This is a genomic window from Parahaliea maris, assembly GCF_008064665.1.
Taxonomy (GTDB): domain Bacteria; phylum Pseudomonadota; class Gammaproteobacteria; order Pseudomonadales; family Halieaceae; genus Parahaliea; species Parahaliea maris.
Map to the genome: position 1 here is coordinate 179,034 of NZ_VRZA01000005.1, position 24,385 is coordinate 203,418.

Genomic DNA, 24,385 nt, shown 5'->3' on the forward strand with positions numbered 1-24,385 from the left:
CGCATCACTGGCAGTATTGGCGTGGATAAAATTGGCTATCGATCAATTACATGCAGTGCTCTGCTCCAGAAAGGCGATAAGCGCTGCCCGGTTCTCCGCAGACGGAACGCCAGCAAAGGCCATGGTGGTACCGGGAACCATAGCCGCCGGGTTAACCAGCCACTGGTCCAGCGATTCGCGGTTCCAGGTGACCTTGCTGCTGCGCAGAGCTTCGGAATATGTGGCGTAGTCCGCGGCGCCAGCAGCGGAACGGCCAAAGAGACAATGCAGGTTGGGACCGACCTTTGTGGTCGTAGAAGGTTGGGTGTCGTGACAGGCTCGACACTGGAGAAAGAGCATCTGGCCACGCTTGACCATTGCGCTATCAGCTGCCTGCAGGTATGGGGCAACAAGGCTCACGCAACACAGCGTCGACGCCAGGAGAGTACTACGTAACTGCATTCCGCCCATCCCTTCAAATTAGCGAACCTAAAATGAATTCCGGATTCTGCTGCAGACACCGCGCAAGGCATTGACGCGAGGTAATAACCTTACCGTTACGGTATTAGTCTGTGCTCCAGAGTATCCGCCGACTTCAATTGAATATATTAGGATCGATATGACATGTAAAGCTATTAATATAGCTATATATCATTTGAAGCAAGGAAAGGAGGGAGAGAAGGGGCGAGCGAATACGCTCGCCGGCATGATCGGAACGGGGGGCTACTCGCCGCTTATCTGGCCCGCCGGAACCCGGTCAGAGCTGACAACACTGTTCAACTCATCCAGCCGTGCAGCCCAGTTGTCTGCTCGCGACTCGGTGCCATCAGGGGTAAACATCATCGTGTACCGGCCCTGGGATTGCTGCCAGCGAGGTAACCCCTCCCCATTGGGATCACCCGTTTTGGCAAAGTTGGTCCAGTAAGCCATCATCTGGCGAGACACCTGGCGCTCGACCGGCCCCGGCTCCGTGGGCTCCAAATGATCCCCGGTAAAGTTGCCGAAGACATAGGGCATATCCGCCGCGTGCGGGGCACCGTAGACCGGTCCATCATTGAGCTCTCGACGGGTACTACCTTCCGGCGCCATACCGAAACGAAACACGTAGACCGGATTGCCCGCTTTCTCGTGGGCGAGTCCCGCTGTCCGGACCTGTGAGTGAAAACCGAAGTCACTCTGCAGGAAGGTGTCCCGCAGTGCTTCACCGCCGTACCAGGGCGCCAGGGCGGTCATCGCGGCGTCTGACAGGTAGCGGGCCATGCCGGCGCGCTGGGCTTCGGGTGGAACCATCGCGGTTTCCGCATCAGTGCTACCCACGATCACGGGCACTGGCGCCTGAAGGCCGCTGGCGAAGGTGTCGTGAATGCTCTGCTCGAGCACCACACCGTCCACCGCAAACTGGATAAAGTTACTGAAGTCGGTCGCCGCTACCACCACCTCGGCCGGCTGGGCGCGCAACGTGGCCAGGCTGGCTTCAGGCATCTGCATGCGCTCTACCAATGCCACCCCGCCCTGCTCCACACTCGCCTCGCCGGGTGCGACACGGGCGGCAATATTCTGGTACAGCCTGAAGCCGTACCCGGACTGGGCGATGGCACCGCTAAACAGGCCCCGGGCCAGCGGCGACGCCAACAACGCGTAAACCGAGGCGCCGCCGGCCGATTCCCCGAAAACAGTCACCCTGCCCGGGTCGCCACCAAAGGCCGAGATATTGTCGCGCACCCACTGCAGGGCTGCGATCTGGTCCATCAGGCCATAATTATACAGGCGCCCCCCGTCCGGGTTGCGGGCGGACAATTCCGGATGGGCAAAGAAGCCAAAGCTGCCCAGGCGATAGTTGATCGACACTACGATCACGCCCTCGCGCGCCAGGTTGCCGCCGTGGTTTACGGGCCGCGCCCCCGAACCCGACACAAGGCCACCGCCGGGAATCCAGACCATCACCGGCAGGTCGCTTGCCGCTGTTTCAGGCCGGTAAATATTGAGGTACAGGCAGTCTTCACTCTGGGGCTGGGTAAACGCCTCTTTCGGCGCGGGAAAGCCCTCCCGCTCCGGAGGCTGCATGCAGCGGTTGCCGTATTCGTCGGCAACCAGCAATGCTTCACGGGGCGCCGCCGGCTGTGGCGCCCGCCAACGCAGCTCCCCTACTGGCGCTGCGGCGTAGGGAACTCCCTTGTAGGCCACAATGCTCTCGGCCACCACGCCTCGAACAGGACCCTGCCCGGTCGTTACCAGGGAAAAATCGGGCTCAGGCGCAGCTTCTGGCAGGGCTGTATCACGTGACTGGCAACCAGACAGAGCAGATGCACCGGCCAGGACCACCCCGAGGACCACTACCAGGCTTCGCTGAATCGACATCTAGTTCATCTCCATGGGCAGGATTTCGACCACTGACCACTTGCCAGTCGACGCGCGAATCCGGGACAGGCGCTGATAGTCCTCACTGCCCCAGAAGGCCTTCAGGTTAGCGACTGAAGGGAACTCCACCACGACCAGACTGGCATTGATCCAGTCGCCCTCGAGAGACTCAATTTGGGTCCGGTCGGCGCGGATCACAAACTCCCCACCATGCCGAGCGACTACCGCTGGCGCGAAGGGCGCATACTGCTCCAGAAAGGTTTTGCGATCCTTCAGGTCGGCAAAGAACACGAGGTAGGCCGCCTCGCCATCGACCCGGGCCTCAGTGCCCGGCAGGCCATCAACGGTCGCGACGTCCAGGTAGCCCTGGCCCAGACGGAGCTTCTTCGCCTGCTGATAGTCCTCGCTCCACCAGAATTTTCTCACCGCGTCCCCCGAGGGGAACTTTGCCAGGATCATGAACCGCGGGGTCCACTCGCCCTCGAGCACGGCGAGATTGACCCCAGGCATGCCGATCGCTGCCCCCTGGTAACCGTAACGCCGGATCACTTCCGTCATCTCAGCGGTGTAAGCCCGCTGAACACCGAGGTCCTTGTACCAGCCTGTGACCAGGAGGTAGCCGGGCACGGCGGCAGACGCTTGCATGGGGGGCTGGGCACCGGCGGCGCCCGACAGAATCAGGAATGTCCCTAACAAGAGGGAAAGGAGCGGTAAACGCACTGGCAGTCTCACTATGGGCTCAAGGGACCGACCCGTCAGGCCGATCCCATACCGGAGAGCAGGTTACTCCGGTTTGTTGGCTTTCATGTAGTCGAGCATCTCGACACGCGGCTCCTCCCACGACTCAAAGTCGAAGATATCCGGAACCCGCTTCTCGATACCGGCAACGACGCCCGGCGGCATGTCGTCCAGGCTCGTGTACTTGGTACCGTAGGCCCTGCCGTAGGTTCTGCCCACTTCCCCGCCGAGCCCAAGCCAGGGGTGCCAGCTGCCCAGGTTCTGGAACTGGAGAAACGAGTTGGCCATCGCGATATCGGGATTGAGCACTTCATCCATGTCGGCGGCGGCCACCAGCATGGAATCCCAGTAGCGGTTCTCCTCGGTGGAGCCTTTGGGCCATTTCGCCGGGGGGAAGGGGTTGGGTACGGACATATGGGCGGCGGTCGGCACAAACAGCTTGTCGCCCATAACTTCCATCCGCATGACTTCCGGACTCAATTCCACCGCGCCGCTGGTAATGATGCCGTCGGGCCCGAGCTCAACCGTCATTGGGCCACCGAGGAAATCCCACACCTTGCGCTTCTCGCCGGTAATGGGGTTCTCCCAGACATCCAGCACTTCATCGGTATCGAACTTGCAGTAGATCCCGCACTCGGCGCCAACGCTGCGGTAGTTGCCGTTTTCCAGCGGGGTCCAGCGGGTAATGTTCAGGTTATTCATGGTGAAGAACGGCACCAGGTTACCGCCATGCATGTAACCGTACAGGTGCAGGCGATAGAACGTGTAGACCAGTTGCGGTTCTACCGCCCCAATCACCTTGGCGCGCGCCCAGCTCCGCTGTTTCGGATCTTCCAGATTCAGGGATGCGTACTTGCTGCTCGCCGCTGTCGCCGGGGGTATCGCCAGCCCCGCAGCCGCCAGCGCGCCCGCGCCCAGGGCACCGCCCAGCACGCCCCGACGAGACACCTTGTATGTGTCAGCCATTATCGGTTTCCTTTTCGTGTCTGTTGAGTGGGGCGTGGCTGGCCCACTGGCCAGCCACACCGTCCGGAGGATGTGATGCTAGAACCGGTAGTTGAGGGTCACGCCGGTCTGCCGCGGATTGGGCAAGGCCACCTCGACCGCAGACAACTGGAAGAAAAACGGATCCGCGGCACTGTCGCCCTGCGAGCGGGCCCATTCCAGGGTGTCGTCGTCAAACAGGTTGTTGACGAACAGGGTCAGGTCCCATGACTCATGGGTCAGACCCACACGCAGGTTGGCACGTGTCTGGGGGCCAATCCAGGAAATGTTTGCCAGCGAGGTGTAACGCTTGCCGATGTAGGTGGCATCCAGCCTCGCAAACCAGTCGATGTCGTCAGTGAACTGGGCATCGTACTGCACAAAGGCCGCCGCACTGGTCTCGGGCACCTGCGGGAATTTCTGCCCCTTGGCATCCTCTTTACCGAACACGCGCTGCATCTGGGTATCGTTGAGCGACTTGGTAATCTCGGTATCGGCGTAGGAGAAGCTGCCACCCAGTGTGATATTGGAGGTCAGGCTGAAGGCGCCGTCGATCTCGATGCCCATGGTTTCGCTGTCACCGCCGGACATCGGCACGACGTTGAAGATTTCGCCGTCGGGTGCCGCGTTGAGTTCGATCACACCGTCGCCATTGAGGTCGATTTGCAGACCACCCAGCACCTGGCGATCCTGCCACTCGAGATAGTACAGGGCAGTGTTCAGGTACCAGCGACCATCTTCGCTGCGGTGCTTGAGGCCCACCTCGTAGTTGTTCACCGTCGCCTCGGGTGCCGAGGCCGACACGCCGTTGGCCCGGGCCACCGCCTGCTCCTCAGGCGTCAGCTCAAAGTAAACCGAGTAACCCTGCGTCGGCTGGTTACCCTCTGCATAGTTGAAATAGAGGTTGGTTTCGTCGCTCAGGGCCCATCGCGCCAGTACGCGCGGCAGTGTAGCTTCGGTCTCGATGGAAAATTCACCGGGAGCACCGACACCGCTGGTAATCTCATCCTTCTGCCGGCGAGCTTCCACGCTGATGTTGATCGCATCGGTAATATCGAATCCGATACTGCCGAAGATCGAGTCGGTAGTGGAGTTGTTGCGCTGCAGGCTCAGCGGGTTGAAGGGCCCACCCGCCGCCGGCCCGAACAGGGTGCCGTAGATGAATCCGCCGCCGGTATTGAAATCCGCGTCCAGGCGGGCAACCCCCAGCATCCAGCTCAGGCGGCTGTCAGCGGGAGAGGTCAGGCGCAGTTCATAGGTCTCCTGTGCCTGCTCGTTGATGGAGTAACTCTGGTAGCGGTCTTCCGGAGCACGCTCAAAGTCCGACAGATTGCGGATTGACTGCTCCTGGTCACTGACAATCGCCGACAGCGTGTAGCCGTCCAGGAAGGTCCAGTCCATCGCGGCCGAGAGCAACTCGTGCTCGAGCAACAGCTTGTGGTCACTGAAGGGCAGCACAGCTTCACTCGCGGCCGGCACCTCCGAATTGATGCCGAGCGAGTTTACGTCCGGCGTTTTGAGCTCGCCACAGTAGAACATGCTGGCCTGCTCCAGGGTCATTCCGTCTGGCAGACCAAAGAGCAGCCGGGGCGGCGGCGGGTTGACGAAGGGACCGCAGTTGAAATCGGTGTAGCGGGCACTCAACTGGGTGGCGGCCTCGGTGTCTTCATCGTCACGGTTGCTGTAACGCACCTTGAACGCCAGGTCTTCGGTGGGGGTGAAGCTCAGAGTACCCGAATAGTATTCCTGATCCGTACCACCCAACTGGCTCCCATCCAGGGAATTTTCGTAAAAACCGTCAAATTCGCGCCCTTCATAGGTTACGCGGGCTGCCAGAATATCCTCAATAATCGGGCCTTCGATGGAACCATTGATCTTGTAGTCGCCGTCGGTTGCCCCGGTAAATCCGACCCGCCCCTTGAACTCGTTGCCCGGCGTGGTGGTGATCATGCTGATCGCCCCACCGAAGGTAGCACGACCAAACAGGGCCGATTGCGGCCCCTTGATCACCTCGATCCGCTCGAGATCTTCTGTCCCGATACCCGCAGGGCTACCGACATAGGGTACGTTGTCGATAAACACGGTCACAAGGTCGCGACGGTTGTCGCCGGTGGCGGAGACCTGGGTCATGCCGCGAATAGAGAAGTCACTATTGGCCCGGGAGGTACCGCCGTTGAAATTAACGCCCGGCGTGAACTTGGTGAGGTCCGACATATTGTCGATACCGCGCTCCTCCAGCGCCGTATCGCTGAATGCCTGTATCGACAAGGGGGTATCCTGGATCGATTCGTCGCGCTTCCGCGCGGTAACGACAATTTCCTCGATCCCGGTTGCCGCCTCGCTGTTGGCAGCGGGCTCCTGCGCGTATGCGGTGTTGATTGCCGCAACCGCAGCCACCAGCAACAGTGGACGCGACTTGATTACATTTGACATTTTGCTGTTCTCCTTCCCCCGGCTTATTAGCCTGGATTTACAATGACTCCGTACCAGCGGGCGCCGGAGCAAAATTATTTTTAATGACATATTAATAGGTCTTTATGGTCACATAGTTGTCCGTAATTGCTTACAAGTCAACCCAATTCTTCGCGTGCCCGGCATCCAGGGAGGAAAATCTTTCCCGTGCATACGGGGACAGGCGGTGAAGTTCCGCCTGAGCCCGCTCACTGCTCGCCAAAACCCCTGGGCAGCCCCGCCTCGGGCGTAAACCCGTAGATCTCCACGTCGGGAAGCGCTGCGCAAAGGTACTCACGAGCCCGCAGCAACCCGTCAAAATCGATACCGGTGCGCAAGCCCATGGCCTCGACCAGAAAGACCAGGTCCTCGGTGACGATATTCCCGGAAGCACCCGGGGCAAAAGGACAGCCACCAACCCCCCCCATTGAGGCATCGACGGTGGTAATACCGATATCCATTGCCGCCAGTGCGTTTGCCAGGCCCTGGCCACGGGTATTGTGCAGGTGCACCCCGTTCAGTTTCTCACGCCCTACCGCGTCCCAGACCTTCTTCACCAGGCGACGCACCTGGGCCGGGTTGGCATAGCCCGTCGTGTCCGACAGGCCCACTTCAGCGGCGCCGGCCTCGATAGCGGCTGCGGCCAGCCGGACCACAAGATCCTCTGAAACAGGCCCTTCCAGGGTACAGCCGAAGGCCGTAGACAGGCCCACCTCGAAGTGGGGTCGCTGCGCTTCCGGCAGCGCAGACACCCGCCCGGCGATCGCCCGGATTTCATCCAGCATCTGTTCGTGGGTGCGGCGCACATTCTTGAGACTGTGGGTTTCACTGACCGAGAGGGGAATGCTGATCTTGTGTGCACCGGCGGCCAGCGCATTCTCGGCACCGCGCAAATTGGGCACCAGCACAGCCACCTCGAGACCGGGGATTGTACGGGCATGAACCACCAGTTCCGCCGTATCGGCCATCTGCGGCAGCACGCTCGGCGGCACAAAGGAGCCGACCTCGATCTCGCGCACACCGGCCGCCGCCAGCAGACTGATCCATTCGCACTTGGCCGCGGTCGGCATGATCTGACTGATACTCTGCAACCCGTCCCGCGGGCCCACCTCACTGACCAGAATGTCGATTCCGTTCATTGTCACCTGCTTTTTCCTCCAGGAGTGCCGACTTTAGGGGTCGACAATTGATTTTTCACAATATCGACCCGATTCATTTTACACATAATGATATATTATTATATTTTAGCACTGCACCGCACGCCGGTACACAACACAGGACCGAATACAGGGACCATATGACCAATACCAGCCTCCCCCTCAAGAACATCAAGGTGGTCGAACTGAGCCACATGGTTATGGGGCCCGCCACGGGCGTCATTCTCGCCGACCTGGGCGCGGAAGTGATCAAGATCGAACCCCTGAAGGGCGATAATACCCGCCGCCTGAAAGGCTCCGGCGCCGGCTACTTCCCCATGTACAACCGCAACAAGCGCAGCCTGTGCCTCGACCTCAAGTCAGAGGAAGGACTGGAAGTGGTCAGGACCCTGATCGCCCAGGCCGATGTGGTGATCGAGAACTTCCGGCCCGGCGCCCTCGCCGCCATGGGCCTGGACTACGAAACCCTGTCCCGGGCACACCCGGGCCTGATCTACTGCTCCCTGAAAGGCTTTCTCAGCGGTCCCTATCAACACCGTACCGCACTGGACGAAGTGGCCCAGATGATGGGCGGCCTCGCCTACATGACCGGGCTGCCCGACAAGCCCATGCGCGCAGGCTCCTCTGTGATCGACATTACCGGTGCCATGTTCGGGGTAATCGGCATTCTCGCGGCGCTCGAGGAGCGCCACGCCAGTGGCCGCGGCAAGTTCGTGACCAGCGCCCTGTTCGAGACTACCGCCTACATGGTAGGCCAGCACATGGCCCAGTGCGCCGTGTCCGGCGAAGCGCCGCCCCCCATGTCCATTCGCCGCTCCGCGTGGGGCGTGTACGACACCTTTGAAGCCGCCGACGGTGAAAAAGTGTTTGTGGCCGTGGTCAGTGACACCCAGTGGCGCCAGTTCTGCCTGGACTTCGGGCTGGAGGAATTCGCCAACGACCCGAGCCTGGCCGCCAACAGCGGGCGCTTTGAACAACGCGACCGCATTATTCCCGCCATCAGCGAAGTCTTCGCCAGCCTGTCCAAGGCCTCACTGATGGAAAAACTGGACCACACAGGGCTGCCCTACGCACCCATCAACCGGCCCGAAGACCTGTTTGACGACCCCCACCTGAATGCGCACGGCCTGCTCGATATCCACCTGCCGGACGGCAGCCAGACCAAGCTGCCCGCCCTGCCCATCGAAATGAACGGCGAGCGCTTCGGCCTGCGCTATGATCCGCCGGCCGAAGCGGGCGATACACGTGCTACGCTGAAGGCGGCAGGCTTCGACCAGGACAGCATCGACAAACTGGTCACCCTGGGCGTGCTGCGCGACGAAACCTGACTGCGGTCGGGTAGTACAAACCGCGGCGCCAACGGGCTGACCAAGCGATACCGGGAGCAGGGATTTGGATACCACAACCGTCCTCGTCACTCTGGTGCTCTACAAGGCACTGCTGATCGCCATCGGTTTCTGGGCCCAGCGCCGCACCCACACCAGCGAGGACTACTTTCTCGGTGGCCGCCAGCTGGGGCCGGTGGTCGCAGCCATCAGCTATTCAGCCAGTGCCACATCGGCCTGGACCCTGCTCGGGGTTAGCGGCATTGCCTACGTCGCCGGCATCTCGACCCTGTGGATTGTGATCGGCGTGGTACTCGGGTGTATCGTAGCCTGGTGGTGGGTGGCACCGCGCATGATGGCTTACAGCCGCCGCCACCAGATCGTCACCCTGACCGAGTTCCTTGCCCACACCAGCGAAGGCCCGGCGCGCCGGCGCATCGTGTTGTTCGCCACCGTCATCGTGCTGGTCTCATTCGTGTTCTATATCTCCTCCCAGTTCCAGGGCGCTGGCAACACCTTCAGCAGCACCTTCGGCCTGGACCGCAGCCACAGCATCCTCATCGGGGGCGGCATCATCATGGTGTACACCCTGCTGGGCGGCTTCTGGGCCGTCAGCCTGACCGATACCCTGCAGGGCCTGATGATGGCGCTGGCGGCGGTTCTGTTACCGTTGGCGGCATGGTTTGCCATCGGCGGCTGGAGCGGTTTCAGCAGCGGCCTGGCGCAGGTATACCAGCCAGAGCAGCTCAGCCTCAGCGGGGGCAACCTCGGACTGGCCACCCTGGGTTTTATCGTCGGCAATCTCGCCATCGGCATCGGCACCTTTGGCCAGCCCCACCTGCTCACCCGCTTTATGGCATTGCGGGACGAGCGCGCCCTGCACCAGGCCCGCTGGATTGCCACGGCCTGGTATGCGCTGGTCTTTGCCGGTATGTGTTTTCTCGGCCTCGCCGGACACATCCTGCTGCCGGCAACCCAGACGCCGGAAAACATTTTCTTCGACCTCACCGCCCTGCTGTTCTCGCCGGTGTTCGCCGGCATACTGTTGGCGGCGGTGCTCTCCGCCATTATGTCTACCGCGGACAGCATGCTGCTGGTCACCGCCTCCAGCCTGTCGCTGGACCTCGGCCTCAACCGCCGTTTTCCCAACCGGCCGCTGCTGGTCTCCCGCGGCGCGATTGTCCTTGTCTGCCTGGTTTCGGTGTGGGTCGCCCTCGCCCTGCCCGCCACGATTTTCGAGCGAGTGCTGTTTGCCTGGATCGCCATCGGCTCCGCCTTCGGACCGCTGGTTTTTGTGCGCCTCGCAGGTGCGGTAGTGACACCCACCGGCGCCCTGGCCTCCATGGTCACCGGGTTCGTTCTCGCCGTGGCGCTGTACCTGCTCCCGGACGCCCCCGGACAGATCTTCGAGCGCCTGCTGCCCTTCTCGGCCGCACTGCTGATACTGTTGCTGTGCCGGGTTCCCGCCACCGCAACGCAACACTTCCCCCCCACCTCGACGGAGACTTCATGAAACGATCCCCAGCCACACTACTGCTCGTCCTGCTCCTGGGCCTACTCCACAACGCCCTCGCTTTCGCTGCCGGGGGACAACAGGACGCCTCCGTCAGGGAGCTGCTCATTGGAGAACGCGCGGTCCAGGTATGGCAGTGGCAGCCCGGGGAACAGCCCGCTCGCGGCGTCATCCTGTTTTCCCACGGCGCATCCTCTGCGCCGTGGAAGTACGAGCCCCTGTTCGACCAGTGGCTGGAGGCCGGCTACGAAATACGCGCACCCCTGCACGTGGATTCAACCGACCATCCACGGCAGGCGGACTTTCCGGGTATGGCGAGCTGGAAGGCCCGACTGGAAGACATGCAGGCGCTTTCGGCGGAGCTGGGAGAAAAGACTTATATCGCTGCCGGCCACAGTTATGGCGCGCTGCTAGCACTGACGCTGGGGGGCGCCGAAGCCAATCTGCCCGAAGGCCTTAGCGCCCCGTTGGCGGACCCCAAGGCCACCGTAGTACTGGCCTTTTCACCACCACCCACCCTGCCCGGCCTGATTTCAAAGGAGGGTTACAGCACACTGGCGCGGCCCGCCCTGATACAGACCGGCACCCTGGATATCCCCATGAGCACTGATGGAGGCTGGGAACCCCACCTGGACGCCTACGAGGCTGCGGCCAGCGGGGGCGAGCGGTACGGGTTGGTTCTGGAGGGTGTGGACCACTATTTTGGCGGCGCGATCTGTCGCCCGGAATTGCCCGGCCCCAAACAGCTGGCCCAGCTGGAAACTGCGGGTGCCCTGTCACTGCTGATGATCCACGGCCTGGGTGAGGGAGATGGCGAAGCGCGCAAGGCGCTGGACAGTGCGGTTACCGACCAGGGCCCGACCGTTCTGATGCACAAATAAAAAAGGCGGGGCTCCGTTGCCCCGCCCGCTGCAGGCGCGACTTAATCGAGCGCGAACCTGAGGATAGCGTCAGACCACGCCGCCGGCTGTTCGAAGGTACTCAGGGCGCCGGCGTCGCGAATGACTTCGAACGTTCCCTGCGGCACCCGGGACGGAGTGGTCTCCATCAACGCCTGATTGAAGAACAGGTCATGTTCCGCGCCCACCACCAGGGTCGGGCATTCAACCTGCGCAATCCATTCGGCCTCGGACATCCAGCGCAGCACGGCGAAATGCGCATCGTAGGGACGCAGGCGAGACTTCTGACCAATCACGAAGGGCAGGAAGCGGGTATCCGCGTCCGCCGTGGGCGCCAGCGCCTTGTAGCGTTCCCATGCGTCGACCAGGAACTGGCCCGGCTCATCCATGGGCAGCTCTCTCGACAGCGGCTTGCTCTTGAGGCCATCGAGGAAGGTGCTGATCTGCTCCGCGGAGATCAGCATCTCACAGGAAACAATCAGTTTGCGGACACGCTCCGGTGCCGCCAGAGTAATGGCTGTGGCCAGCGCGCCGCCCGAATGGTTGCCGCAGACCACGGCATCTTCGACGCCCAGCGCGTCCATCAGACGCAGCACGGTAGCAGCGTAGTCCGCCATTTCGTATTCGTGATCCGGCGTATCCGAGTTGCCATGCCCCATCATGTCAGGTGCAATGACCGTAAAGTGTGCGCTCAGCACGGGAATGATATCGGTCCATTCCTCAGCGCTCATGGGTGCCTGATGGAACAGGAGCAGCGCGGGCCCCTGTCCGGCGCTGATATAGTGAACCTGACCCTCGGGCAGGTCGACGTAGCCCTTTTTCATGAAGCAATTCCTGGTAAAGCGCAGGGTGCGCCTATCATCATAGTGGGTTGTGGGTGAAGCAGGGAGACTGTTCCCGCCAGACACAAGGTTGCCTCGGGAAACCCCTTCGCTTGTTAGAGCGATTGATATAATATTAAGACTTTTGCGCAGCCGAGTAAATGGCGCGCGTCACAGCAGATCAAACCGGAGATCGCCATGACTGACGAATCCAGGCCGACCGCCCGGGCCGGCACCGCCAAGCCACCCTCGCCCTCAACAGCCACCCTCGACTATCTGCAGCAACCGCACCACCTGCTGATCAACGGCCGTCGGGTTGAAGGCAAGGCCGGCAAAACCCTGGCAACCACCGACCCCGCAATCGGTGAGGTACTGGCGCATGTGGCCATTGGCGACGGGGCCGACATCGATGCAGCCGTGGCCGCCGCACGCAACGCTTTCAATGGCCCCTGGCGGCGACTCACCCATTTCGAGCGCGGGCGCCTGCTGTCACGCCTGGCCCGGCTGATTGAGGCCAACACCGACCTGTTTACCGAGCTGGAAGTGCTGGACAACGGCATGCCCGTGGGCATTGCGCGCCTCACCATCGCCAATATCGCAGAGATGTTCGACTACTACGCCGGTGCCGCCCAGCGCATTGAAGGCAGCACGACCAGCCCACCCCGGCACATCACCGAGCACGCCGAGGCCTTGACCTACACCCTGCGTGAGCCGGTAGGTGTTGCCGGCCTGATTGTACCGTGGAACGTTCCCATCTCCACTGCCGTGCTCAAGCTTGCGCCGGCACTGGCCGCGGGCTGCACCGCAGTTATCAAACCGTCGGAAGAAACACCGCTGTCGATCCTGTTACTGGGCCAACTGATGGATGATGCCGGCTTCCCCCCCGGCGTGCTCAACATTGTCAACGGCCTCGGCGTCGATGCCGGCGCTGCCCTGGCCAATCATCCCGACGTCGATAAAATTTCCTTCACCGGCTCAACGGCCACGGGTCGCAAGGTCATTCAGGCGGCGACCGGCAACCTGAAGAAGGTGTCACTGGAACTGGGTGGCAAATCGCCGGTGGTGGTGATGCCCGACGCCGACCCGGCACTGGCGGTACCGGGCGTGGCGATGGCCACCTTTTTCCTGCAGGGCCAGAACTGCATGGCCGGCACCCGCATCTTCATTCACGACAGTATTTACGATGCGCTGGTGGAAGGCCTCAAGGCCTTCGCGGACAGCATGGTGATCGGGCACGGGCTCGACCCGACAACCCTGGTGGGCCCCTTGATCTCTGCCGCGCACCGGGACAAGGTCATGGGCTACATCGAACGCGGCATTGCGGAAGGCGCAACACTGATCACCGGCGGCAAGGCCCTGGAGGGCCCCGGCAACTTCGTCCAGCCGACGATTTTTGGTGACTGCACACCGGACATGGCGATCGTACGGGAGGAGATCTTCGGCCCGGTCATGAGCATCCAGCGCTTTGCCACCACCGACCTCGACGCCATTGCTGCCATGGCCAACGATACCGAGTACGGCCTGTCTGGGAGCGTCTGGACCCGCAACCTGTCGACCGCACACGCCCTCGTCTCCCGGATTCGCGCCGGGCATGTCTCGGTGAATTGCCACGGTGCCGTAGGCACCAACATTCCCTTTGGTGGCTACGGACAATCAGGCTGGGGCCGGGAGTTCGGCCAGGAGGGGCTGGATGCCTATCTGGAAACCAAGGCGGTAACGGTCCAGCTGTAATCGCTCGAATGCAGGCGGATCACCTTGTGATCCGCACCACCGCCATCGAAACCTGCCGGAATACCCGGCAATCACAGCACGGGAAGGGCCCGGGTCAGGCGACCTTGATAACGACCTTGCCCATGTTCTCGCCACGCATCAGGCGACAGAAGGCTTCCGGCGCCCGGGCCAGGCCCTCATAGCAGTCTTCCAGGCACTGAATATCACCGGACTCCACCGCGGGCAGGCAGGCAGCGATAAATTCGTCACGGCGTGATTCAAAGTCGTAGACCACCAGCCCGTATACCGAGGCGCGCGCCTTGATCCACAGCCCGGGGTGCGGGCCCGCGCCGCGATCGCTGGAGTTGAGTTCGGACATGATGCCGCAGAGCACCACCCGCGCACCGACAGCGAGTCGTTGCGATACGGCATTCAACAGGGCGCCGCCCACCAGGTCGAAGTAGATGTCGACACCCTCGGGACAGAGCCTGTCGAGCTCTGACTCGATCCAGCCGATGTCCCCGGCGCGACGGTCGATGCAGGCGTCATAACCGAGCTGCTCAACGGCGTAACGACACTTGGTCTCGCCGCCAGCAATGCCCACAACCCGGCAACCTCGGAGTTTGGCGAGCTGCCCTACCATGGCGCCGACGCCGCCGGTGGCCGCGGCCACCACCACCACGTCTCCCGCCTTCGGCTGGGCCTGCCAGATCAGCCCGGAGTAGGCCGTCAGCCCCGGCATACCCAGCACGGAGAGGTAGTAGGACGGACTGACCACATTGGCGGGAAGCCGGTGCAGCGCCTCCGGCGAATGCACCGAATACTGCTGCCAACCTCCCTGGCAACGCACCAGATCACCCACCTGGAAAGCCCCGGAGTCACACTGCACGACCCGGGCCACGGTTTCGCCCAGCATGACATCCCCCGGCGCGATGGTACCCGAGATATGGCGGCCGGCAATCTGGCTACGCATGTAGGGGTCCAGGGAGAGGAACAGGGTCTCGCACAGCACCTGCCCGGCGCCGCATTCCGGCACGGGGCCCGCGGCGACTTCAAAGTCGTCGGGCGTCGGCTCTCCGTCGGGGAAGCGTGCGAGTTTAACCTGGAGGTTTTCGGTTGCAGTCATGCTCATAAATCCGATTGGGTTACTGGGGAGGCGCGACCGCCCCCGGGACATGCATACGCTAACGGGGCGACACGCAGGCCGCCATGACAATAATCAGCCTGGGGGTAACGCCCCCACCCGGATCAGGCCGCGGCCGCCTGCAGTGGCCGCGGTTCCGGCCGGCGGACCTGGGTGATCGCCACCGTGGCGATAAAGATCAGCGCCACAAAAATCTGGAAGGCCAGGTCATAGTTACCGAAACGGGTGTAAAACTCTCCCGTCAGCCAGATACCCAGGCCACCGCCGAAGCAGTCCAGCACCGTGATCGTGCCGAGGATCTTGCCCGCCGACTTGAGCCCGAAACAGTTCACCGCGGACAACTGCAGCGTGGTGTACACGCCGCCCCAGCCCAGGCCGAATGCCGCCACGGCAAGCCAGATCAGGCTGCCGTGCATGAACGCCAGCCAACTGGCCCCCGCCAGCATGACCAGTACATTGCCGAGGAACACCCGCTTGAAGTCCAGGTAATCCGATAGCAGGCCGAACACGAATTTGCCGATGACTGCGCAGGCGAAAAACGCGCTGATGGCGTTGGTGGCCGTCTGGGCGTCGTAGGACAGGTCCCGCATGTACAGGAACAGGTGCGCCTGCACCGCCAGCACCGTGTAGAACGTGGTCATGGCCGTGATGGCCAGCGCCCAGAATGTGGGCGTTTTGAGCGCTTCGAGATAACCCATGTCGGCGCCGGCCGTCATGCGCTTCGCCGAGCCGCCACCCGCAATTTCGCGAACAGGCTCCATTCCCAGCTGACCCGGCAGGTCACGCACGATGAAGAACACCAGGGCAAACATACAGGCCGGGAAAACGATGGCCCACTGCATGGCCTCACGCCAGCCCACCCACTGCGCCATCAATGTCCCGTACTGGGGAAAGACCATGCCCCCCAGGCTGGTACCCACCAGGGCAATACCAATGGCCACGCCCCGCTTGCCTTCAAACCAGCTTGAAACGAGGATAACCGCAGGGTTTAGTCCACAGAGCACCAGCACCAGGCCCAGCGCAGCATGTACCAGGTACAGGACCGTCAGGGAGTCCATCTGGCTGTAGGCGAGGTAGGCACCGCCGAGGATCAACCAGCCAGCCAGCATGCAGCGCCGTACCCCCAGCCGGTCGAGAAAGATGCCGCCGAAAGGCGCCAGGATGGCGCTGGTGGAGAACGTCACCATGTCGCGAAACTTGAGTTCGCCCCGGCTCCAGCCAAACTCGTCGAGCAGTGCCTCGTCATACACGGACAGGCCGGTAATGCTCATGCCATTGCTCACCAGCAGCACGATACAGGCGATGCCGGATATGACCCATGGGTAGTATCTGTTCATGGTTTGATCTCTCTGTTGCTGGGCAACGGTGTCGGGCAAGGACGCCCTGACGAGGGCATCATTATGAAATAATGTAATATCATTACGTCTATATAACAACTAGTTGACGAAAAACGGCAGGTACAAAAGTGTTGGAAAACAGTACTCCTTGCCAAATGATCTATTTGCTATAACATTATGGCCTTACAACTATTAACGAGAAAAGACCGCAATGAGTTCCATCGACAAGCTGATCAGCCCTCGCCAGCGGAAGGCACTGGACCCGGACAGCCATGCCCCGCTCTACTACCAACTGTACACCCTGCTGAGAAACCTGATTCTCAACGGCACCCTACCCACCGGCACCCTGATGCCGACAGAGCAGCAACTCTCGGAAGCCTTTGGTGTGTCCCGTATCACCGCCAAGCGCGCGATGGACGAACTGGCTGGCGAAAAGCTCGTCGAACGCCGGCGCGGCAAAGGTTCCCACGTCATTTTCAAGTATACCCCCGGACCGGTGAAAGCTCCCCTGGTCGGCATGCTGCAGGAAATCGAGAGCATGGCGCGACAGACCGAGGTCCGGATTCTGGAAGTCAGTGAACTGCAGCCACCGGCAGAAATCCGCAAGGAGCTGGAACTGGCCGACGATGCTACGGCGGTGAGAATGGTCCGCGTTCGCTCCCGCGACGGGATACCTTTCGGCTATTACGAAAGCTGGACTGCGGGCCTCAAGAAAAAACCCACGGTCAAAAAACTGGAATCCACTCCGCGTCTGGAAATCTTCCGTGAGCAGGGCCTGATCATTACCCACGTCAAGCAGACCCTGAGTGCGATCTCCGCACCGGATGACATTGCGGAGGCTTTCGGTATCAAACCCGGCACGCCGCTGTTGAGCATGGTGCGCCGCTCCTACGACTCCGACGAAAAGCTGCGCGACTACCTGCACGTGCGCTACGACCCGGAACACTTTCAGTACCAGATGGACCTGACCATCGACGACGCCTGATCACTGCACCACACGAAACCAGGCGCCGCGTGGCGCCTGGTTTTCAGAGGACCCGGGACGCTAGCAGTCCACCACCCGGATACCGCAGTCAGCGCCTGAAAACAGGCTCTGCAGGGCATCCGGCGCACTTAGCAAGCCCTGGTAGACCACCTCCGTAGGCTTCAGGTCGCCCGCCTTGTACCAGTCGATCAGTTCCTTCTCCGCGGCGGGGAACTGTTCGTGGTAGTCCCAGACGAAGAAGCCTTCCATCCGCGCCCGCTTGTAAATCAGGTTGTAGTAGTAGCGGGGCCCGGGTAAAGGCGGCTCGTGGTACTCCGTGGAAATCATCCCGCAAATAACCGCCCTGCCCCGCAGGGCAATGTTTTTCATGGCGGCGTCGAGGGTATCCCCCCCCACATTATCGAAATACACATCGATGCCAGAGGGGCAGTACTCCTGGAACTTCTGGTCGAGGTCATCAGCCTTGTAATCGATAGCCTCATCGACACCGACCACCTGCTTCAGCCAGGCGCATTTCTCGGCGCCACCGGCTATGCCGACAACGCGGCAACCCTTCAGCCTGGCGATCTGGCACACAATCGAACCCACACCGCCGGCGGCCGCCGAAACCACGACCGTGTCGCCGGCTTGCGGCCGGCCGATGTCGAGAAAGCCGAAGTAGGCGGAAAAGCCGGACGACCCCAGTATGCCGAGATGGAGATGCAGGGGCTGCTGGGGGTCTGACACGCGCTGCAGTGTCTTCACCAGCATACCGCTGACATCACCGCTCTGGATCGAGTAGTCCTGCCACCCGGTAGAACAGGCGACCACGTCTCCCTCCCGGAAATCGGGGTGCCGACTGGCCATCACCCGCCCGACACCGCGACCTCGCATGACCTCACCGAGGTCCACGGGGGCATGAAAGCGGCTCGCGGTGCCCATCAGGTAAGCCCGCTGGGCCGGGGAAAAACCGAGGGCAGCAGTCTTTACCAGGAACTCACCCGCTGCAGGCTCCGGCAACGGCGCCTCCCGAACCTCAAAGAGATCCAGGCTGACCGGCTCTCCCTGCTGAATATTGCGTTTCAGGCACAGCTGCCGGTTAACGCTCATACATAACTCCTCTGTCTCCCCTTGAGCGGGGCGTGCCGGGCCGCTGACGAAGACCGCCCTGCCGGTGTCCTAAAGCGACTTCAGGTAATCGATGATCTCGGCCTCAGATACGACATCGGCGTACTTGGCATTCATATCGAACAGGTTGGCCTCGTGGGGTCCGTCGTGGCGGTCACCACAGGCATCGGCGACCACGATGGGGATAAAGCCGTGGGAACAGGCGTCCACACAACTGGCGCGAACGCAGCCACTGGTGGTCAGCCCGGTCAGGATGACGCTATCGATACCCGCCGCGGTCAGGGTAGAGGCCAGCGATGTACCGAAGAACGCACTGGGGTACTGTTTGCTGACCACCAGCTCGCCAGCTGCGGGCTCCAGCCCGCTCGCCCAGGCACCCATCGGCGAACCCTCGACCAGGTGACGCAGCGGCAATGCCTTCTCGAAAAAGCGGCCGCCGTTGATGCCACTGGGGTGGTACTCCACCTTGGTGTAGACCACCAGGATGCCTTGCTCACGGGCCTCCTCGACGATGCGCAGCGCCGATGCCAGTGCCTCCTCGACATCGGCGTAGAGGTCGCAATCGCGGTCGAAATAGGCCTCGACAAAGTCGATCAGGACCAGGGCCGGGCGTTTACCAAAGCCGATCCGGTTGCCGTAGACCCCGGCGTAGTTGTCTGCTGCACTGTCACTCATGTGCGTTATCCTCGGTTGATTCGCTTGTCGCAGCCAGTCTCGCCTGACGGGAGACATGCCTGCAGGTCATTTTCAGGGAGAGCGCGCGTCAGTCCCGCGCCCACTTCTTCTCGAAGTCCCAGACTTCCTCAAAGCCGATCAGGGAACAGAACTCCTTGAAATCAAAGAGGGGCACACCCTCTGGCTCCGGTGTGCCACCCTGCCCCAGTGCTTCGCGCAGTGCTTTTTCCACGGCCCAGGCCGAAGCGAGGCTGGTGAGCGCCGGAAAGATCGCCATGTTGTAGCCCAGGGTTTGCATTTCCTCGACGCTGCGCATGGGTGTCAGTCCGCCGTTGGACATATTCGCCATCATCGGCCCGTCCACCTCGGCACAGGCAGTGCGCATTTCCTCATCCGAGTGCAGGGCTTCGACAAACAGTACATCCGCACCCGCGGCACGGTAGGCATTGGCACGGTCGATGGCGGCGCTGAGCCCCTCCGACTGCAAGGCATCGGTACGGGCGATAATCTGCAGGTTCGGGTCCACCCGCGCCTCCACCGCGACCCGGATCTTCTCCACCATCTCCTCGCAGGAGACCACCCGTTTGTAGGGCGTATGGCCGCACTTCTTGGGGAACTCCTGGTCTTCCAGCTGAATGCCCGACACGCCGGCTTCCTCGTAGCCCTTCACCGTGTGGTGGACGTTGAGCAGTCCACCGTAACCGGTATCGGCATCGGCGATAACCGCCGCCTTGCTGGTCCGCACCAGCGTCGCGACGCGATCCACCATCTGCGTATAGCTGACAATGCCAGCGTCCGGGAGGCCGTAGGCCGACGCAGTCAGCCAGTACCCCGAGGCGTACACCACCTCGAAACCCACACGGTCCGCCACCACGGCGGTAATCATGTCCTGGATACCGGGGGCAAAAATAAAGTCGCCCGCGGCCAGTTTGTCTTTCACTATCGGGTTAGCCATCTTCGATCTTCAACTCCAGAAATCGGCGTGAGAATGCCTCTGTTGGAGGCTAGTAAGCGCTCCGGTAGATGGCCAGGGCATCGGCCTCCGCAACCGGGCGCGGGTTGTTGACCAGCAAGCGCTGCTGGAGCATGGCGTCGGCGGCGAGCATCGGCAGATCTGCCTCCCCGACACCGACGTCCCGCAGGCGCCGCGGCAGCGCCGTGGCACTGATAAAACCTTCCATGCGTACGATGAAGGCGGCGCAGTCAGCCTCGACATCACCGCTACCCACCCCACCGATACCGGGTAACAGTTCGGCATACAGGCTCGCCGCCTGCGGTGCATTGAAGCGCAGCACATGGGGCAGGACCAGGGAATTACTGAGGCCGTGGGAAACGTGGAAATGCCCACCCAGTGGATAGGCCAGGGCATGGACGGCAGCCACTGGCGCATTGGCAAAGGCCTGGCCCGCCATCATGGCCCCCAGTAACATGCCTGAACGCGCCTCGCGATTGCCGCCGTTACGCACCGCCTCCACCAGGTTAGCCGAGAGGAGCTGCAGCGCCTTGACTGCCAACATATCGGAGTACACGTTTTTACGTTGCACGCTGGTAAACGCCTCGATGGCGTGCACCATGGCATCGATACCAGTCGCCGCGGTCACTGCCGGCGGCAGGCCAAGGGTCAACTCCACATCGAGCAGCGCCAGGTCGGGCAACAGCTTCGAGGAAACCACACCCGCCTTGGTATGTTCGCCGGTCGTAATGATGGAGATCGGCGTCACCTCGGAACCGGTCCCCGCCGTGGTGGGCACCAGGATCAACGGCAGGCGCTCTCCCGCGATTTGCTCGATGCCAAAATAATCGGCGACGCTGCCATCGGCGGCCGCCAGTACGGCGATCAGTTTGGCCACGTCGAGGCTACTGCCACCGCCAAAGCCGATAACACCGTCAATCGCGTGCTCCCGCGCCTTGTCGGCACAGGACGAGACAACGGCTTCCGGGGGATCTGGCTGCACGTCGGAGTAGACGAGGACAGGCAGGCCCGCCCGGTCCAGCCCGGCGATCACAGCGTCGACCAGGCCGGTGGCGAGCAGCGCGGCATCGGTGACCAGCATCGGGCGCTGCATGCCCAGTTCCCTGCAGAAACGGGCCAGGTCCGCAGCCGCACCGGGCCGGCAGACGACCTTCGCCGTAGAAGCAAAGTCAAAGTCGTGCATTGAACAAGCTCCTACGGATTCGTCGCAAAGAGCCAGGGTCTGCGCTCGCGAAAATCGCGTTCGAACGCCTCGATCCTGTCCAGCCGGTTTAGCGTGAGACCGATCTGATCGAGCCCCTCCAGTAACATCTGCCGGCTGGAGGGCGCGATATCAAAGGCGTGTGCGGTACCCTGGGGGTCAATGACAGACTGCTGCTGCAGATCGATGGTCAGCCGTTGGCTCTGTGGGTCCGCAGCGACCTGTGTCGCGAGGGACTGCACGACCGTTTCCGGCAGAACGATGGGCAGAATGCCGTTGCGTTCACAGTTACCCTGGAAAATCACCCCGAAGCTGGGGGCGATAATGGCGCGAATACCGTATTCGGCCAGCGCCCACACAGCGTGTTCCCGCGATGAACCACAACCGAAGTTGCGGCCGGACAGGAGAATAGTGGCACCCTTGTAGCCCGGCTGGTTAAGCACAAAACCGGGGTTGGGCGTGCGCCCGCCGGCCTCGGTGTAGCGCCAACCGGCAAACAGCCCCTCGCCCAGCCCCTTCTTCGACACCAGTTTCATTTCCCGCGAGGGAATGATGGCATCGGTATCGATGTTCACCCGCAGCAGCGGCGCAGCCACGCCCGAGTGGATAAGGAATTTTTCCATCACAGATAGTCCCGGGGGTCGGCCAGGTGACCGGCCACGGCGGAGGCCGCTACTGTCGCCGGACTGGCCAGGTGTGAACGGGCCTCGGGGCCCTGGCGGCCTTCGAAGTTACGATTGGTGCTGGTGGCGATTCGCTGGCGAAAGCCAAAGCTCTCACCACCGGCAAAGAAGCACATCGAACATCCCGGCTCACGCCACTCGAATCCAGCCTCGGTGAACACCTTGTCCAGGCCTTCGGCTTCCGCCTCGCGTTTTACCCGTTGGGAGCCCGGCACACAGATCGCGCGCACACCCGGCGCGACCTTCCGCCCGCGGAGCACGTCGGCTGCGCGGCGCAGGTCGCTGATTCGGCTGTTGGTACACGAACCAATAAAGGCGGCATCTATCGCCAGCGTGCGCAAGTCCTGCCCGGGCGCAATACCCATGTAGTCATAGGCACGCTGCTGGGATGCACGATCGGTTTCGCTCAGGCCCGGATCGATCTCGGGAACTGCCCCGGTGATTGCGCAGGCTTGCTGGGGGCTGGTGCCCCAACTGACGCAGGGAGCCAGCTCACCACAGTCGACCTCTATCTCGCGGTCGAAGTGTGCGCCGGGGTCGGAATGCAGGGTACGCCAGAAAGCCTCGGCCCGCCCCCAGTCTGCACCGGCCGGGGCGTACTCACGCCCCCTCAGGTAATCGATCACTTTCTGGTCCGGCGCGATGACCGCGGTAAACGCTGAAAACTCCACCGCCATGTTACAGAGGGTAAGCCGCGCCTCGACATCCAGGCCTTCCACCACCTCGCCGGCGAATTCGATGGCGTAGCCAGAACCGCCGGCCGTGGTGTAGCGCGCGATGAGGTGAAGGATGAGATCCTTGGCGGTGACCGTCGGCGACAGTTCTCCGCGAAAAGTCACGCGCATGGTCCGCGGCTTTTTGACGACTAGCGTGCTGGTGGCCATGGCATGTTCGGCCTGGCTGGAGCCGATACCCCAGGCCAGCGCGCCCAATGCGCCCTGGGAACAGGTGTGGCTGTCAGGACAGACCAGCGTACAGCCGGGCTGGACAATACCCAGTTCCGGCGAAATAACGTGCACGATACCCTGGTCGGCGTCGTTGACATCGAACAGGCGAATTCCGGCCTGCCGCGAGGCCTGACGGGTGGACTGAATGAATGCGGTGCCTGCGGGCACCATGGTTTCGTCGCCGCGACCCGGCAAGGTGTCAACGATGTGATCCATGCTGCAAAATACCCGCTCCGGGGCCCGCACCTTACGCCCCTCACTGGACAGGCTCTCCAGCGCCACCGACCCCGTCCGTTCGTGCAGGAAAACGCGGTCGATGTAGATGAGCGAGTCGCCGTCGTCCAACTGCTCGACTTCGTGTTCCAACCAAAGCTTCTCAAACAGTGTTGTAGCCATCTCGCCTATGGTTGCCCCCCAATCGCAACGTGGTGCGTGTACACCGCGCTCTCCAGCCTATTTGATATAATTATATATCTTTAATATTTTGGTGTTCAATGACTGAATATGCAAACACCGATATTGCGTGACACTGTGCAGAGCACGGAGCCGACATCCTAGCGAAACGGGGCCAGCCCAACTTGACATTTGTTAATGTAGGCAAACATTTTCAGTCCTACGCTACGTCCAGTATCTAAATACCGCTACGTCCTGGAGGGGCGACAACATGGAACTTGCTGTACTGCGTTGGTTGCACATACTCGCTATGGTGTATTGGCTCGGAGGGGAATGGGGCGTTTTCCAGACCTCCTACAACATCGTTAACCGCAAACTGTCGATGGAAGAGCGGCGTCGCCATCTAGAGACCGCCTACCGCATCGACATCCTTGCTCGCACCGGCATCATCATGCTGCTACCGTTGGGGCTCCACATGGGCCACTTCTGGGGAGTACAGCCTTTCGGCGGCGCTTTCCTGGTGGCGGTGTGGGTTGCCCTCGGCAGCTGGCTGGCCCTGTGCTGGTCGGCGTTCTATTTCCGCGAAACCGATCTCGGCATCCGCCTGACCAAGTACGACGAATACATCCGCTACCTGCTGATTCCGGTACTGATGGTGGTGAGCGTCAGTTCACTGCTTGGCTATGGCCCCTTCGCCGGAGGCTCCGGCCAGCTCTGGTTCTCCGCCAAGATCTTCGTGTTCTCACTGTTGCTGGTGATCGGCCTCTGGCTGCGCTTCGTCATGCGTGAGTGGACCATGATTTTCCGCGCCCTGGCCGAGCGGGAGGACGCCGCCCTGGAAGCGCGGCTGGAACAACAGATCAAACTGTCCCGCTACCTGGCCTATCTGTACTGGATCGGTATTGCGACAGTCGCGTTCTTCGGCGCCACCAAACCTTTCTAGTTCCGCACCGGGTCCACCCGTGCCTGACAGGCCCGCTCATGTAGCGGGCCTTTTTGTCTGCA

21 protein-coding genes are annotated in these 24,385 nt (G+C 61.8%); 6 read left to right on the forward strand and 15 right to left on the reverse strand.

The window, feature by feature from the left end:
• Positions 1-42: 42 nt before the first annotated feature.
• The 6 genes from FV139_RS14750 to FV139_RS14775 all read right to left on the reverse strand — a co-directional run bounded on the left by FV139_RS14750 (position 43) and on the right by FV139_RS14775 (position 7,649).
• Positions 43-441: a c-type cytochrome gene (locus FV139_RS14750; protein WP_187276563.1), complete on the reverse strand. Its 399-nt coding sequence runs from the start codon at positions 439-441 to the stop codon at positions 43-45.
• Between the two features lie 261 nt (positions 442-702).
• On the reverse strand, positions 703-2,337 hold the full coding sequence (locus FV139_RS14755) for a carboxylesterase/lipase family protein (RefSeq protein WP_148069224.1): 1,635 nt from the start codon (positions 2,335-2,337) through the stop codon (positions 703-705).
• Entirely contained in the window at positions 2,338-2,982 is a 645-nt protein-coding gene (locus FV139_RS14760; protein ID WP_148069225.1) for a DUF1330 domain-containing protein, read from the reverse strand.
• 138 nt (positions 2,983-3,120) lie between these two features.
• Entirely contained in the window at positions 3,121-4,041 is a 921-nt protein-coding gene (locus FV139_RS14765) for a DUF1838 family protein (RefSeq protein ID WP_148069226.1), read from the reverse strand.
• A gap of 78 nt (positions 4,042-4,119) precedes the next feature.
• On the reverse strand, positions 4,120-6,492 hold the full coding sequence (locus tag FV139_RS14770; RefSeq protein ID WP_187276564.1) for a TonB-dependent receptor: 2,373 nt from the start codon (positions 6,490-6,492) through the stop codon (positions 4,120-4,122).
• Positions 6,493-6,719: 227 nt separating this feature from the next.
• Positions 6,720-7,649: a hydroxymethylglutaryl-CoA lyase gene (locus FV139_RS14775; protein WP_148069434.1), complete on the reverse strand. Its 930-nt coding sequence runs from the start codon at positions 7,647-7,649 to the stop codon at positions 6,720-6,722.
• Positions 7,650-7,807: 158 nt separating this feature from the next.
• Between FV139_RS14775 and FV139_RS14780 the strand changes: the two genes are divergently transcribed.
• From FV139_RS14780 to FV139_RS14790, 3 genes are all read left to right on the forward strand, one after another.
• The gene (locus tag FV139_RS14780) at positions 7,808-8,995 is read left to right on the forward strand and encodes a CaiB/BaiF CoA transferase family protein (protein WP_148069228.1); all 1,188 of its coding nucleotides are present in this window, start codon (positions 7,808-7,810) and stop codon (positions 8,993-8,995) included.
• A gap of 64 nt (positions 8,996-9,059) precedes the next feature.
• Positions 9,060-10,505 carry a sodium/proline symporter gene (locus FV139_RS14785; RefSeq protein ID WP_148069229.1) on the forward strand — a complete coding sequence of 482 codons (1,446 nt, stop codon included), beginning with the start codon at positions 9,060-9,062 and terminating at the stop codon, positions 10,503-10,505.
• The gene (locus FV139_RS14790) at positions 10,502-11,386 is read left to right on the forward strand and encodes an alpha/beta fold hydrolase (protein WP_148069230.1); all 885 of its coding nucleotides are present in this window, start codon (positions 10,502-10,504) and stop codon (positions 11,384-11,386) included. The genes FV139_RS14785 and FV139_RS14790 overlap by 4 nt, the downstream gene beginning before the upstream one ends.
• A gap of 41 nt (positions 11,387-11,427) precedes the next feature.
• Here FV139_RS14790 and FV139_RS14795 read toward each other — a convergent pair whose 3' ends face one another.
• The gene (locus tag FV139_RS14795; RefSeq protein WP_148069231.1) at positions 11,428-12,228 is read right to left on the reverse strand and encodes an alpha/beta fold hydrolase; all 801 of its coding nucleotides are present in this window, start codon (positions 12,226-12,228) and stop codon (positions 11,428-11,430) included.
• Positions 12,229-12,423: 195 nt separating this feature from the next.
• Between FV139_RS14795 and FV139_RS14800 the strand changes: the two genes are divergently transcribed.
• Positions 12,424-13,956, forward strand: a complete 1,533-nt coding sequence (locus tag FV139_RS14800; RefSeq protein WP_148069232.1) for an aldehyde dehydrogenase family protein — start codon at positions 12,424-12,426, stop codon at positions 13,954-13,956.
• Between the two features lie 94 nt (positions 13,957-14,050).
• Here FV139_RS14800 and FV139_RS14805 read toward each other — a convergent pair whose 3' ends face one another.
• Positions 14,051-15,061, reverse strand: a complete 1,011-nt coding sequence (locus tag FV139_RS14805; protein ID WP_148069233.1) for an NADP-dependent oxidoreductase — start codon at positions 15,059-15,061, stop codon at positions 14,051-14,053.
• A 122-nt stretch (positions 15,062-15,183) separates the two neighbouring features.
• Positions 15,184-16,416 (reverse strand): MFS transporter, encoded by a 1,233-nt coding sequence (locus tag FV139_RS14810; protein WP_148069234.1) that lies wholly within the window; start codon positions 16,414-16,416, stop codon positions 15,184-15,186.
• A 211-nt stretch (positions 16,417-16,627) separates the two neighbouring features.
• Here FV139_RS14810 and FV139_RS14815 point away from each other — a divergent pair, with 211 nt between their 5' ends.
• On the forward strand, positions 16,628-17,401 hold the full coding sequence (locus FV139_RS14815) for a GntR family transcriptional regulator (RefSeq protein WP_148069235.1): 774 nt from the start codon (positions 16,628-16,630) through the stop codon (positions 17,399-17,401).
• Positions 17,402-17,461: 60 nt separating this feature from the next.
• Here FV139_RS14815 and FV139_RS14820 read toward each other — a convergent pair whose 3' ends face one another.
• The 6 genes from FV139_RS14820 to FV139_RS14845 all read right to left on the reverse strand — a co-directional run bounded on the left by FV139_RS14820 (position 17,462) and on the right by FV139_RS14845 (position 23,383).
• Positions 17,462-18,490, reverse strand: coding sequence for an NADP-dependent oxidoreductase (locus FV139_RS14820; RefSeq protein ID WP_148069236.1), 1,029 nt, complete (start codon positions 18,488-18,490; stop codon positions 17,462-17,464).
• A 69-nt stretch (positions 18,491-18,559) separates the two neighbouring features.
• Complete coding sequence (locus tag FV139_RS14825) at positions 18,560-19,183, reverse strand: isochorismatase family protein (RefSeq protein ID WP_148069237.1); 624 nt, start codon at positions 19,181-19,183, stop codon at positions 18,560-18,562.
• Between the two features lie 88 nt (positions 19,184-19,271).
• Positions 19,272-20,138 carry an isocitrate lyase/PEP mutase family protein gene (locus FV139_RS14830; protein WP_148069238.1) on the reverse strand — a complete coding sequence of 289 codons (867 nt, stop codon included), beginning with the start codon at positions 20,136-20,138 and terminating at the stop codon, positions 19,272-19,274.
• A gap of 49 nt (positions 20,139-20,187) precedes the next feature.
• Positions 20,188-21,339: an iron-containing alcohol dehydrogenase gene (locus tag FV139_RS14835; RefSeq protein ID WP_148069239.1), complete on the reverse strand. Its 1,152-nt coding sequence runs from the start codon at positions 21,337-21,339 to the stop codon at positions 20,188-20,190.
• Between the two features lie 11 nt (positions 21,340-21,350).
• Complete coding sequence (gene leuD, locus FV139_RS14840; protein WP_148069240.1) at positions 21,351-21,980, reverse strand: 3-isopropylmalate dehydratase small subunit; 630 nt, start codon at positions 21,978-21,980, stop codon at positions 21,351-21,353.
• Positions 21,980-23,383, reverse strand: coding sequence for a 3-isopropylmalate dehydratase large subunit (locus FV139_RS14845; protein WP_148069241.1), 1,404 nt, complete (start codon positions 23,381-23,383; stop codon positions 21,980-21,982). The genes leuD and FV139_RS14845 overlap by 1 nt, the downstream gene beginning before the upstream one ends.
• 268 nt (positions 23,384-23,651) lie before the next feature.
• Between FV139_RS14845 and FV139_RS14850 the strand changes: the two genes are divergently transcribed.
• Positions 23,652-24,323: a hypothetical protein gene (locus tag FV139_RS14850; RefSeq protein ID WP_148069242.1), complete on the forward strand. Its 672-nt coding sequence runs from the start codon at positions 23,652-23,654 to the stop codon at positions 24,321-24,323.
• Positions 24,324-24,385: the final 62 nt, after the last annotated feature.

Coding starts and splice junctions, on each gene's coding strand:
- FV139_RS14835 (WP_148069239.1), bottom strand. CDS start 21,339: ATGCACGACTTTGACTTTGCTTCTACGGCGAAGGTCGTCTGCCGGCCC.
- FV139_RS14830 (WP_148069238.1), bottom strand. CDS start 20,138: ATGGCTAACCCGATAGTGAAAGACAAACTGGCCGCGGGCGACTTTATT.
- FV139_RS14805 (WP_148069233.1), bottom strand. CDS start 15,061: ATGACTGCAACCGAAAACCTCCAGGTTAAACTCGCACGCTTCCCCGAC.
- FV139_RS14795 (WP_148069231.1), bottom strand. CDS start 12,228: ATGAAAAAGGGCTACGTCGACCTGCCCGAGGGTCAGGTTCACTATATC.
- FV139_RS14820 (WP_148069236.1), bottom strand. CDS start 18,490: ATGAGCGTTAACCGGCAGCTGTGCCTGAAACGCAATATTCAGCAGGGA.
- FV139_RS14755 (WP_148069224.1), bottom strand. CDS start 2,337: ATGTCGATTCAGCGAAGCCTGGTAGTGGTCCTCGGGGTGGTCCTGGCC.
- FV139_RS14770 (WP_187276564.1), bottom strand. CDS start 6,492: ATGTCAAATGTAATCAAGTCGCGTCCACTGTTGCTGGTGGCTGCGGTT.
- FV139_RS14760 (WP_148069225.1), bottom strand. CDS start 2,982: ATGCAAGCGTCTGCCGCCGTGCCCGGCTACCTCCTGGTCACAGGCTGG.
- FV139_RS14850 (WP_148069242.1), top strand. CDS start 23,652: ATGGAACTTGCTGTACTGCGTTGGTTGCACATACTCGCTATGGTGTAT.
- FV139_RS14800 (WP_148069232.1), top strand. CDS start 12,424: ATGACTGACGAATCCAGGCCGACCGCCCGGGCCGGCACCGCCAAGCCA.
- FV139_RS14815 (WP_148069235.1), top strand. CDS start 16,628: ATGAGTTCCATCGACAAGCTGATCAGCCCTCGCCAGCGGAAGGCACTG.
- FV139_RS14780 (WP_148069228.1), top strand. CDS start 7,808: ATGACCAATACCAGCCTCCCCCTCAAGAACATCAAGGTGGTCGAACTG.
- FV139_RS14750 (WP_187276563.1), bottom strand. CDS start 441: ATGCAGTTACGTAGTACTCTCCTGGCGTCGACGCTGTGTTGCGTGAGC.
- FV139_RS14810 (WP_148069234.1), bottom strand. CDS start 16,416: ATGAACAGATACTACCCATGGGTCATATCCGGCATCGCCTGTATCGTG.
- FV139_RS14775 (WP_148069434.1), bottom strand. CDS start 7,649: ATGAACGGAATCGACATTCTGGTCAGTGAGGTGGGCCCGCGGGACGGG.
- FV139_RS14790 (WP_148069230.1), top strand. CDS start 10,502: ATGAAACGATCCCCAGCCACACTACTGCTCGTCCTGCTCCTGGGCCTA.
- FV139_RS14765 (WP_148069226.1), bottom strand. CDS start 4,041: ATGGCTGACACATACAAGGTGTCTCGTCGGGGCGTGCTGGGCGGTGCC.
- FV139_RS14825 (WP_148069237.1), bottom strand. CDS start 19,183: ATGAGTGACAGTGCAGCAGACAACTACGCCGGGGTCTACGGCAACCGG.
- FV139_RS14845 (WP_148069241.1), bottom strand. CDS start 23,383: ATGGCTACAACACTGTTTGAGAAGCTTTGGTTGGAACACGAAGTCGAG.
- leuD (WP_148069240.1), bottom strand. CDS start 21,980: ATGGAAAAATTCCTTATCCACTCGGGCGTGGCTGCGCCGCTGCTGCGG.